At 25.8% G+C, this 11,789-nt stretch carries 13 protein-coding genes and 1 other annotated feature; of the genes, 9 read left to right on the plus strand and 4 right to left on the minus strand.

All coding sequences use genetic code 4. The annotated features are described in order from the left end of the window. Position 1: 1 nt before the first annotated feature. A complete protein-coding gene (locus UPA3_RS01085) occupies positions 2-619 on the minus strand; it encodes an Mbov_0400 family ICE element protein (protein WP_006688848.1) in 618 nt (205 codons plus the stop codon). Positions 620-737: 118 nt separating this feature from the next. Between UPA3_RS01085 and rpmB the strand changes: the two genes are divergently transcribed. Next, the gene (gene rpmB / locus UPA3_RS01090; protein ID WP_004026215.1) at positions 738-932 is read left to right on the plus strand and encodes a 50S ribosomal protein L28; all 195 of its coding nucleotides are present in this window, start codon (positions 738-740) and stop codon (positions 930-932) included. Between the two features lie 422 nt (positions 933-1,354). Here rpmB and rpmA read toward each other — a convergent pair whose 3' ends face one another. From rpmA to rplU, 3 genes are read right to left on the minus strand one after another with little or no spacing between them, the layout of a single operon-like run. Next, entirely contained in the window at positions 1,355-1,657 is a 303-nt protein-coding gene (gene rpmA / locus UPA3_RS01095; protein WP_006688856.1) for a 50S ribosomal protein L27, read from the minus strand. A 5-nt stretch (positions 1,658-1,662) separates the two neighbouring features. After that, entirely contained in the window at positions 1,663-1,971 is a 309-nt protein-coding gene (locus UPA3_RS01100) for a ribosomal-processing cysteine protease Prp (protein ID WP_006688952.1), read from the minus strand. Between the two features lie 5 nt (positions 1,972-1,976). Beyond that, entirely contained in the window at positions 1,977-2,279 is a 303-nt protein-coding gene (gene rplU, locus UPA3_RS01105; protein WP_006688851.1) for a 50S ribosomal protein L21, read from the minus strand. A 27-nt stretch (positions 2,280-2,306) separates the two neighbouring features. Then, positions 2,307-2,382, minus strand: a sequence feature (ribosomal protein L21 leader region). A 214-nt stretch (positions 2,383-2,596) separates the two neighbouring features. Here rplU and gmk point away from each other — a divergent pair. From gmk to UPA3_RS01145, 8 genes are all read left to right on the plus strand, one after another. Next, on the plus strand, positions 2,597-3,172 hold the full coding sequence (gene gmk, locus UPA3_RS01110; protein WP_006688865.1) for a guanylate kinase: 576 nt from the start codon (positions 2,597-2,599) through the stop codon (positions 3,170-3,172). Next, positions 3,153-4,163, plus strand: coding sequence for a 23S rRNA (adenine(2503)-C(2))-methyltransferase RlmN (locus UPA3_RS01115; RefSeq protein WP_006689138.1), 1,011 nt, complete (start codon positions 3,153-3,155; stop codon positions 4,161-4,163). Before gmk ends, UPA3_RS01115 begins: the two co-directional genes overlap by 20 nt. Before the next feature lie 3 nt (positions 4,164-4,166). After that, positions 4,167-4,910 (plus strand): PP2C family protein-serine/threonine phosphatase, encoded by a 744-nt coding sequence (locus tag UPA3_RS01120; RefSeq protein WP_006688864.1) that lies wholly within the window; start codon positions 4,167-4,169, stop codon positions 4,908-4,910. Positions 4,911-4,915: 5 nt separating this feature from the next. Continuing rightward, positions 4,916-6,076, plus strand: a complete 1,161-nt coding sequence (locus UPA3_RS01125) for a serine/threonine-protein kinase (RefSeq protein ID WP_006688905.1) — start codon at positions 4,916-4,918, stop codon at positions 6,074-6,076. A 2-nt stretch (positions 6,077-6,078) separates the two neighbouring features. Further along, positions 6,079-6,990, plus strand: a complete 912-nt coding sequence (rsgA, locus tag UPA3_RS01130; RefSeq protein ID WP_006688949.1) for a ribosome small subunit-dependent GTPase A — start codon at positions 6,079-6,081, stop codon at positions 6,988-6,990. Positions 6,991-7,135: 145 nt separating this feature from the next. Continuing rightward, positions 7,136-8,659, plus strand: a complete 1,524-nt coding sequence (locus UPA3_RS01135) for an ammonium transporter (RefSeq protein ID WP_006688894.1) — start codon at positions 7,136-7,138, stop codon at positions 8,657-8,659. A 173-nt stretch (positions 8,660-8,832) separates the two neighbouring features. Beyond that, the gene (locus UPA3_RS01140) at positions 8,833-10,389 is read left to right on the plus strand and encodes an ammonium transporter (protein ID WP_006688868.1); all 1,557 of its coding nucleotides are present in this window, start codon (positions 8,833-8,835) and stop codon (positions 10,387-10,389) included. A gap of 109 nt (positions 10,390-10,498) precedes the next feature. After that, complete coding sequence (locus UPA3_RS01145; protein ID WP_006688943.1) at positions 10,499-11,785, plus strand: MSC_0882 family membrane protein; 1,287 nt, start codon at positions 10,499-10,501, stop codon at positions 11,783-11,785. Positions 11,786-11,789: the final 4 nt, after the last annotated feature.

An 11,789-nucleotide genomic window follows, 5' to 3' on the forward strand; every position in this document is an offset into this window, starting at 1 on the left:
CTTAATACTTTTTCAAATTTTTTAAATGGTTTTTAACTTTTGTTGTTTTTAATAAATTTTGTAAATTTTCAAATTTATTAAAGGCCAAATCAATAATATCTTCATAATTATCTTTTGTTGCAGAATTTAAATAAAATTTTTTCAATACATTTTTATCAGCAAAAAGTAATAAACTATGATATTTTTGCTTTTTATTTCTTGAAATTTCAAATAGTAAAATTTGTGGATTGGAATTATTAATCAATTTTTTTATTGTATTATATATTAATTTATTTCACAATTCGTCTTTAAAATCGTTTTTTGTTAACGTAAAATTAAACTGGTTACTTAAATATCTGCTTAAATTATTTTTTTTAGTAACATAGATTTGAAATAAATTAATATAAATATCCTTATAAATAAAATTTTCTTTTAATAAGTCATTTTTATTGATCAAAATTTCATCTCAGTTTTTTCAACGACGCATTTTTGAAGGTAAATAAGCATTTTGACCAGATAAATAATATATATAATTATCATTTTCAAATAAAATAATAGGAAAACCTCCAATCATGTTTTCAAAAGGATCACTAACAATATAATTTAAATCACTATTTCTTATTAAAATCTCTTTATACATACTTTTTCAGTTGATATTCATAAAAAAATTTATTATATTACTATAAATATTTTATAATATTAAAATTAGTGAAATTAAAATATTTAAATAATTTTAACACGTGGAGGTGTTTAAAAAGATGGCAAAAAGAGATCAATTAACAGGCAAAGGTCCTTTAAGTGGGAATACACGTTCACATGCTATGAATCATTCAAAGCGTCGTTGAAATGTTAATTTACAAAAAGCAACTATTAAGACTGAAAACGGGAGCCAACGTGTATTAGTTTCAGCTAAAACACTAAAAACACTTAAAAAGCATAATTTATTAGCCTAGTGAACGAAAATGTTAAAAATAAAAAAATGTACAAACCATTGCTTGTACATTTTTTTATTATTAACTGGTTATTTTATTTAAAGTCCACTTAATTAAAACTCTAGTTAATAAACAAATTTATATGACTGACATTAAGTTTTAATAACCGTTTTTAATTAATAAATTTTTTAATGTTAATCATACATTATAAATATAACAAATTCAAATCTTAATTATATACAAATCATCAATTTTTATTGAAAAATGACGTTAGAAATAATTTATAAACACAAATATAAAATAAGAAGATTAAAATCTTAAGAAGAATATATATGTATATATATTAATATTCATATTTAGATTTTTTAAAAGATAATTGTTAAACATTAATCAAATTACTTAAAGTAATATGTTTAAAATAAAAAAAGAGGAATAATTCCTCTTTAATTATTATCTTCTTTTGGAAGAACACTAACTTTTGTTTTATCTCCCATAAATTTAGTGTATTTTACCACACCAGCAGTTTTTGCAAATAAAGTGTGGTCTTTACCTTGTCCAACATTTAATCCAGGGTAGATTTTATTGCCCCTTTGACGATAAATAATTTGACCTGCTTTAGTAGATTGCCCATCACCAAGTTTTGCGCCTAAATATTTAGGATTTGAGTCACGACCATTTTTAGATGAACCTACCCCTTTTTTAGAAGCAAAAAGTTGTAAGTCAGTTAATCAGTATAATTTATTCATTGTAATTATAAACCTCTTTTATATTGTTGTTTATATTCGTGTAATTCAATATAAGATTGATATTTAAAATAGATTGCTTTTAATTGAATTATAATTAATTCTAGATATTGACGATACAATTGATTGTTATTATCAATAATTATTAATATAAATCCTTGCTCAACCTTAATTGTTGTTTTTTGTTGATCAAATCAATTAAGTGCACCCATAATAATAGCACTCACTCCAGCGCATACTATATCTTTGCCATGCTCATCAAAATTTGCATGACCTTTTACTAATAAAGCGTTTGGATAATGATTTATTTTAATCATAAAAACTACTTAACACTAATTGAATCAATAACTAATTGTGTATATGGTTGTCGATGACCTTGACGTTTTAAATGGTGTTTTTTAGATTTAAATTTAATAATGTTGATCTTCTTTTGTTTTCCTTGTTTTATAACAGTAGCATTAACTACAGCATTTTTTACAAAAGGAGTACCAACACTACCTTCTACCATAATAACTTGATCAAATGAAATTTTACTACCAACTTCTAAATCTAGTTTTTCAACATAGATTTTTTCGCCTTGTTGAACTTTGTATTGTTTTCCGCCTGTTTGAAAAATAGCAAACATTACAAATTTCTCCTTAGAATTGATATCTTATCAACTTAGACTCACCAATAAGGTATAAATTAACATTTATTTTTAAACCTTTTTTGAGTGGTTGAAGCTGCATACGTTAATTTAAATCATACACAGCTTAAATATTATATCATAATTAAATAGGTTAACCTTGTTTATTTGGATGTTTTCTTTATATAATATAAATTAACTCATGTGTTATTTATTAAGTTGTAAATTTATTCAAAATTAGAGATGTAAAATTACTAAATTTTAAAAACATTGGTATTAATAATAACCATAAAAATAAAAAAGAGGAGTTTTAATTTATGAAACGCGGAAAATTAATTGTTTTTAGTGGACCTAGTGGTGTAGGAAAACATACAATTCTATCTAAAATCATAAATCGTAAAGATTTAAATTTAGCATATAGTATTTCAATGACAACCCGAAAAAAACGTGAAGGTGAAGTTAATGGTGTTGATTATTATTTTGTTAATGATGAAGAATTTAAAAAGGCCATACTAAATAATGAATTAATTGAGTGAGCTGAGTTTGTTGGAAATAAATATGGAACACCACGAACTATTGTTGAAAAATTAAGAGATGAAGGAAAAAATGTTATTTTAGAAATTGAGGTTGTAGGTGCACTTAAAGTTTTAGATTTATATAAAAATGATGATTTAATTTCTATTTTTTTATTACCACCAAGTATTGATGAATTAAAAAAACGCTTATTAAAAAGGAATACAGAAACATTAGAAACAATTAAAAAAAGAATTCAAAAAGCTACTCATGAAATAACAATAAAAGATTATTATCAATATAATATTATTAATGATAATCCAGATCATGCAGCAAACCAGTTGGCGGAGATTATTCTAAATGAAATTAAACAATCATAATCTAAAAGAAATTTATTCATTATCATTAAATGAACTTAAAGAAGAATTATTTAAATTAGGCTTAAAATCTTTTATTAGCAAACAAATTTATTCTTGGATTTATCAGAAACGAATTTTTAATTTTGATAAATTTTCTAATATTGCTAAAAATAATGTAATAATTCTAAAAGAAAATTTTAGTAATAATCTATTAAAAATTAACAGTTATCAATCAAATTCTGATGGTTCAATTAAGTTTGAATTTTTAACAGATAAAAATCTGATTATTAATTGCATGATTATTAAATTTAAAAACGGATTTTTAATAAAAATAAATCCGTTTGGAATTAATTTTAAAAAAGAAATTATTAATTTATCAACTAATGAATTAGTATTACAAATTTTATTAATACAACAATTTCTAGATCAACGTAAATTAGGCAACATTACTAATGTTATTATAAAAGGATTACAGGATAGCTTATTAAATATGGACGTTGTATCAAACTTCATTAATATTATTAATAATGAAAATGGTTTAAATATTGGAAAAAGGAAAATTGCAGTTTGAACAAGTGGTATAAATGTTGATTTGATTAAATGAGGACAATTACAAAATCAAATAGAATTGATTATTAGTATGAATGCTTCAAACTCATTAATTTATCAAAAAATAATGTTGAAGAAACTAAATCAAAATTGATCTTTTTTAAAATTAATTGAGCAAATTAAGGCATATACAAAGATTACAAATAATCGCGTTGTATTAGAATATTTATTAATTGATAAAATTAATGATGATTTAAATTATGCTAATGAATTAGTAGAATTATTAAAAAACATCTTATGTTATGTGCTTTTAATTCCTTATAATTTAAATAATTATCGAACTAGTGCTAATTTAGATGATTTTTTTAATATTTTATCTGTTAATAAAATACGAATTAGTAAGCGTATACGAAAAAGTAACGATTTAGATATTAGTTTTAAACAATTGAAAATTAAGGAGTAAAAAATGAATTTTGGGTTTATTAGTGATATTGGCTCACAACGCAAACATAATGATGATTGTGCATTGGTAATTCAAAATCAATATCAACAAACTTTATTAATTGTTTGTGATGGATTAGGCGGGTATAAAGGTGGTGCTGCGGCTAGCCACATTACATTAGAAACAATTAAAGATAATTTTTTAACTACAGATTTTAGTGAGTATGATAAACAACAGATTCAAAAATGGTATATTAAAGTTATTAAACTAGCACAGGTTGAAATTGATCGCACTGTTTTACTAGATAAAGACGTTTATAATATGGGAACTACAGTTGTTGCTTCTATTGTTGTTAATGATTTTTCATACACTCTAAATATTGGTGATTCGCGTGCTTATTTATTATCCAATGAACAATTCTTACAAATAAGTCGCGATCATAATTTATTACAAGTTTTACAAGAACGTAAAGCCAACCCTGAGGTTTATAAAAAACATGAGAAGAATTTATTTTCATTAACACAATTTGTTGGTCGCACAAGTAATATTTTTTTGAGTTATGACTTATTCGTAAATAAATTAAACCCAAATGAAATTATTGTTTTAACATCAGATGGATTCCATAACTATTTTGAATTAAATACATTATATGAAAAATTAATAAAAAGCACCCAAGAGACAAAAAATGAACTTTTACAACAATTAATAAGACAAGCTATTATCAACGGTAGCAATGATAATTTATCATTAGCTTTCTTAATTTTTTAAATTTTATGCGTGAAGAAATAAAAACAAACTCAATTCTTAATTATAAATATAAAGTTGTTAAACACCTAGCAGATGGTGGTTTTAGTAAAGTTTATTTATGTTGTTTTTTATCAGATGAAACTAAGTTTATTGTTATTAAAGTTTTAGATATTAATGATGAGAAACAACAAATGGTTGTTTATGATGAATTAAGAATTTCAAATTTAATTAAAAATTCTGATTCTGATAAAAAAAACTATATTATGGAATATTATGAATATTTTGAAACCGGTTCGTTAGAAAATAATGATAAAAGGATTTATATTGTTTTTGAATACATTGAAGGTTTGACATTGCGTGAATATCTTGATGAATTTAAAACAATTACTTATGTTAAGGCTGTTGAAATTATTCGTCAGGTTGCCTTAGGTGTAAGTTTTTTTCATAGTTGTAATCCACAAATTATTCATCGTGATTTAAAGCCAGAAAATTGCATGATTAATAAAACCTTAACAAAAATTAAAATTATTGATTATGGTGCAGCATCGGTTTTTTACAATCGTGAAGATTTAACAAAAGATCAAGAAATTAAATGTACAATTATTTACGCTTCACCAAAATTATTAAGTCTTGGGCAAAAAGTTAAAGAACAAGCTAATAAGGGTTTAAATAAAAGAGCTTTAAGTTTAATTAATGACGCATTAGGTGTTAGTTATGATATTCATTCTTTAGGAGTTATGTTATATGAATTAATTACTGGAACTAACCCTTTTAGTGAACATACAATTACAGATGATCGTGATTATTTAGAAAAATGAATAACATATGATGTTGAACCACTATCGTTAATTAATAAAACAATACCAAAAGGTATTGATAATATTTTAATGCGTTGTTTTGCTTGAAAAAAAGAAGATAATAAGTTGTTATACAAAGATATCTACACTTTAATTGATGATTTAAGTAATGTTATGGATCCAGAGTCAAATCTTAATCAAGAATACATTAAACCATTAAATAAGTTACGAATTTATCGTAAAAATCTAGCAGGCTTATATGAAATTAAAGAAAAAGATCGTAAATGATATTTACAAAAATGATTTATTATTCTTATTAGTTGTTTATCGGTTATTCTAATCATTTTATTAATTATTATTTTATTTTTTAAAAAAAGTGGGGCAATCTAATTGTGCGGGCAAAGATTATTTCGGTTGTTGCTAATAATTTTTATGTACATCTTTATGATTTAAAAATTCAGATAAAAGCAATTCCCAAAGGGATTTTTAAACATAACAGTCATGAATTAAAACCAATGGTTGGGGATGATGTTGAAGTTGAATTAATTGGGAATACTTATTTAATCACAAAAATTTATGAACGTTATAATCAATTAATTCGTCCCAAAGTTGCAAATATTGATATTGTTTTAATCGTAGTCTCTATTGTACAACCAGATTTAAATACATTGAGTTTAAACAAATATTTAGCTTTTTATGAAGCTCGCAATATTAAAAATGTTTTAATAGGTTTGAGTAAATATGATTTAGCCAATAATCATTTAAAACAAAAAATTAATAAGTTAATTTTAGATTATAAAAAAAATAACTATGCGGTTTTTATATTAACAAAAGAAAATGATATTTTATTATTAAAAGAAAAGATTAAAAGCAAGACACTTTGTTTGGCAGGAAATTCAGGCGTAGGTAAATCAACATTAATTAATAAATTAGATCCAAGCATTCAACAACGTACACAGGAAATATCACATTTTCTGAATCGAGGAAAACACACAACAACAAGTACCAAACTAATTAGTTTTGCTAATGGCTTTTTAGTTGATACACCGGGTTTTGGAAATTTAGAGGTTAATTTAACCAAGAATGAAATGGCTAATGCCTTTAATGATTTTGCAAATTATGCACGTTTTTGTAAATTTTCTAATTGTTTACATATTGAAGAACCAGAATGTGCTATTAAAAAAGCTGTTGATGAAAAATTAATTGTTAATTGACGATATGATGACTATTTAAAAATAATAAAAGAATTACCAAATGATGTGTTGAAAATAAAAACACGTGCTCAAAATAGAAAATGTAAATAAATAATTCTAATTCTTTAGTTGCAAAAATACTTTTTATAATTCGCTTGTGCTTGCTTTTTATTTTTTTAGTACTATAATAGTAATATGTACTTAAAAATTATATTTTGTTTTAAAGTATAAAAAAAATAAATAAGAGGTGAGAATTGTGTCAACAATTATAACTACATCTTGAGGAGTAGATCCAAATATTTACTTTTCAAAGCATGAGTTAACATGAGTGCCAGCAACAGCTGATGCTAATACATTAGCATTAACTAATTTTAATCCGACTAGCACTTTATTAGTTGCATTAGCAATTGCCTTTGTCTTATTGATGACTCCAGGTTTAGCATTATTTTATGGTGGGCTAACACGTCGAAAATCTACATTAACGATTATTAATCAATGTGTAGCTTCACTTGGAATCACAACACTGATTTGAATTTTTGGAGGGTTCTCACTTGCTTTTGGACCTTCTGTTGGTAAAGGAATAATTGGTGATATTTCAACTTATTTTGCATTTAGAAATCTATTATTTGCTGATGGTTGAAGTGGAGATGTAGGAATTGTTTTTGCAAACTTTACTAATGGTGTACCATTAATTTTATTCTTTGCTTATCAATTAGCTTTTGCAATTATTACACCACCATTAATGGTTGGTGCATTTGCAGATCGAATGAAATTTAAAAATTATCTAGTATTCTTAGTACTATGACAATATTTAATTTACATTCCTTTTGCACATTGAATTTGAGGTCAAGGATTCTTAGCTGCTGCTGGAGTAATTGACTTTGCTGGTGGTATTGTAATTCATACAACTGCTGGTTTTGGAGCATTAGCTGCTTCATTAGTATTAGGTAAACGTGTTTTACTTAAGAATGATAAAAGTCGTCCACACAATATTCCAATGACTATTATTGGAGCAACATTGTTATTCTTTGGTTGATTTGGATTTAATGTTGGTGGATCAGGATTTGTAGCTGGTGGGAATGCTGCTACTTGATCAGCTGCTACAAGTGCTTGGATTAATACAATTATTGCTTTAGCTATTGGAATGGTTGGTTGAGCAGTTCTTGAAACAATCTTTAATAAAAATCATAAAGCCACAGGTGTTGGTTTAGTAACAGGTGCAATTGCTGGATTAGCAACAATTACTCCTGCAGCAGGTTATGTTCCAATTTGAGCATCTGTTCCTATTGGTGTAGCTGCTGTGCTAGTTTGTTATACTAGTGCTAAAACTTTACATCATTTCCACAAAATTGATGATACTCTAGAAGTATGAGGCGTACATGGAATGGGTGGTGTTACTGGTTCATTATTAATTGGTGCGTTTGCATCTAAATCTGTAAACCCATCAATTATGTATGAAGCAATTGGTCCAACAACAACTGGTGTTTTATTTGGTGTCCAATTAGGAGCGGTTTTATTAGCTGCGGTTTATGGATTTGTATTTACTATTTTATTAGTATATATTACTCGTCCAAGATTATCAGCACGCCAACAATTAGGTCATATAGACTATATTAATCATGGCGAAGATGCATATTCATTCGATATTGAAATTCCATCTGAAAAAGAAATGGAGCAATATGAATTAGCAGATAGTACATGACACTCAAGCACAGGTGTTAAGTATTCATTGCTTAATAATAAAAACCAGCAAAATCATAAAGTAGCAAACGACCATTAATTTTTAAAAAAAGACTAAAGCAAAATACTTTAGTTTTTTTAATTAATAAATAATAAAAAAATAAAGAATTTATTAATTAACGTAATATAATACTATAGATATATTTTGTATTTATAAATTTATGTACAAAATTTATTTATCGAAAACGAAAAAGAAAACACGAGGTGAAAATTGTGTCAACTTGAGGCCTAAATAAAGATATTTATTTCTCAACTCATGAATTAACATGAGTGCCCGCAGATGCAAGTCAATCAACACTTAATGCAATAGGTTTTAATCCTACTAATACACTACTAGTAGCTTTAGCAATTGCTTTTGTTTTACTAATGACACCAGGGTTAGCATTATTTTATGGTGGTTTAGTAAGACGTAAATCAGCTTTAACAATTATTAATCAATGTGTAGCTTCACTTGGAATTACAACATTGATTTGAATTTTTGGAGGTTTCTCACTTGCTTTTGGACCTTCTGTTGGTAAAGGAATAATTGGTGATATTTCAACTTATTTTGCATTTAGAAATCTACTATTTGCTGATGGTTGAAGTGGAGGAGCAGTTTTAGTTTTTGCTAATTTTACTAACGGCGTACCATTAATTTTATTCTTTGCTTATCAATTAGCTTTTGCAATTATTACACCACCATTAATGGTTGGTGCATTTGCAGACCGAATGAAATTTAAAAATTATCTAGTATTCTTAGTACTATGACAATATTTAATTTATATTCCTTTTGCACATTGAATTTGAGGTCAAGGATTCTTAGCTGCTGCTGGAGTAATTGACTTTGCTGGTGGTATTGTAATTCATACAACTGCTGGTTTTGGAGCTTTGGCTGCTTCATTTATGTTAGGAAAACGTACAACATTAATTACAGATAAAAAGCGAGCTAATAATTTACCAATGGTTGTATTAGGTGCAGCATTACTATTTTTTGGTTGATTTGGATTTAATGTTGGTGGTGCAGGTTTTGTTAAAGAAAATACAAATCACATTTCACAAGCTATATCATCATGATTAAATACAATTATTGCCTTAGCAATAGGTATGATAGGTTGAGTTACACTTGAAACTATTGTTAACAAAAACCACAAACCAACAACAGTAGGTTTAGTGACTGGTGCAGTCGCTGGATTAGCAACAATTACTCCCGCAGCAGGTTTTGTTCCAGTTTGAGCCTCTGTTCCTATTGCCATTATGGGTGTTTTAGTATGTTATTCAGTTTCTAGATTATTAGATTACTTCCGTTTTGATGATTCTTTAGAAGTTCTACCAGTTCATGGAATGGGTGGTGTTATAGGTTCTTTATTAATTGGAGCATTTGCTACTAACACGGTTGCACATGGAATTAAATATGACGCCGTCGGATTAGATAATAATGGAAATCCAATTTATGGTATTTTATTTGGACTACAATTAGGTGCTGTATTATTAGCAGCAACATGGGCATTTGCCTTTACATGTTTAATAGTTTATATTACTAAACCTCGTTTATCAGTGCGTCAACAATTAGGCCATATAGACTACATCAATCATGGTGAAGATGCATACAAGTTTGATTTTATTATTCCTTCAGAAAGTGAAATGTTTGAATATGAAAGTTTTGATCAAACTTGAGAATGTAAAGCTAGTGGTTGTAAAAAAAGCAACTTAGCTGCCAAGAAAAACCCTGTTTTTATAGAGAATGAGAATGATTGTACATGACAATCTAAATCTCGTGAGTGTACAAAATAGAAAATATCAGTATTTCATAATTAAGAAGTTAATTAAAACTAACTTCTTTTTTATTTATAATTTATAATTGATGAAATAGTAATATTTATCTTAAATGGGGGATCAATGAATGCCACGAATAAATACGCAAGTTTTTAATGAAAATAATGATAAAAATAGAATTAAAAGTAATAACAATAAAATTTGTGATGATATTGAATACACTCGCTTATTAGAAACGAAAGAATATAATGCTGGTTTTTCTCCTAATAATGATTCACAAGATATCTTAATTAAAAAACAAGACAATATTTTAAAGTTAAAACCAACTCTAAATTTTGATGATAGTGATCAATTAATTTCAATTGTTCCTACTAAAAATTATGAAAATTTAAGATTAAAAGAAATTGAAATCGATAAAAAAAACACTGTTGATTATCAATTAAAAAAAGAAATAATAGATCAGGACTTAACAGATGATAATCATTTATCTATAAGTCAAAAATCCAATGGTTTTGCTTTAAAAACTAAACAATTTATTCCTCAAAATATTTCAGAATTTATTTATCATAATGAAGACGATCCAAAAACATACGGAAGTGAAAATAATTTAACTTTTAGTCAACTAGAAGAAAAAGTTAATCAAAAAAATACACCTGATTTTTATTTAAAAGAAATTCATGCAGTTCGTAACAAAATTATCATTTGAACTATTTTATTAGCAATTGGCGTAGGATTAATATTTTATTTGATTTATGAAGTTATTATTAATCATTTTAATCCATGGATTTTTTTACCAATTAGTATTTATTGTGTCTTGATGATTTTCTTTTTAGCTTTATCATGTAGTAATTTTATAAATTTTAAAAAAGAAATGGATTATCAAAAAAACCATTTTGATTGTACAAAAGCAACAAATTTTATTGTAGGTATATATCGTAAATTAATAGTAGTACATATTAATGTAAACTGAATCACAGCTTATATTTATCTTACTAGTCTTTTTATGATATTTGGTGTTTTTGTTGTCAGTTATTTTATGAATTTATATTATAATGCAGCTATAGGAAGTCGTTTTGGTGATTTGATTATAAAAATTCCTGTTGTTATTAATAATCATCTTTCACAAAAAATTAGTTTTAACAAAAATCCATTATGGGCAATGATTGGATTAGGTGCTATTTTAGGATTAACATTTATTATTCATTTATGGTTGGTTTTTAATGCTCATCATCGTATTAATCGTATTCATAGTTATTATGTTAATGAAATCATTACTAGTGAAGAAATAATTTCATTAAAAAAACAAGCAAATCGTCGTGGTCTAGTCATATTTTTAGTGTTAACTGTTATTTTAGGTTTAATTTTTTATTTGATGTATACTATTTTAAAAAGAAAATACACTATCAAAAAATAAAAGA

This window comes from Ureaplasma parvum serovar 3 str. ATCC 27815, from assembly GCF_000019345.1.
Lineage (GTDB): Bacteria > Bacillota_I > Bacilli_A > Mycoplasmatales > Mycoplasmoidaceae > Ureaplasma > Ureaplasma parvum.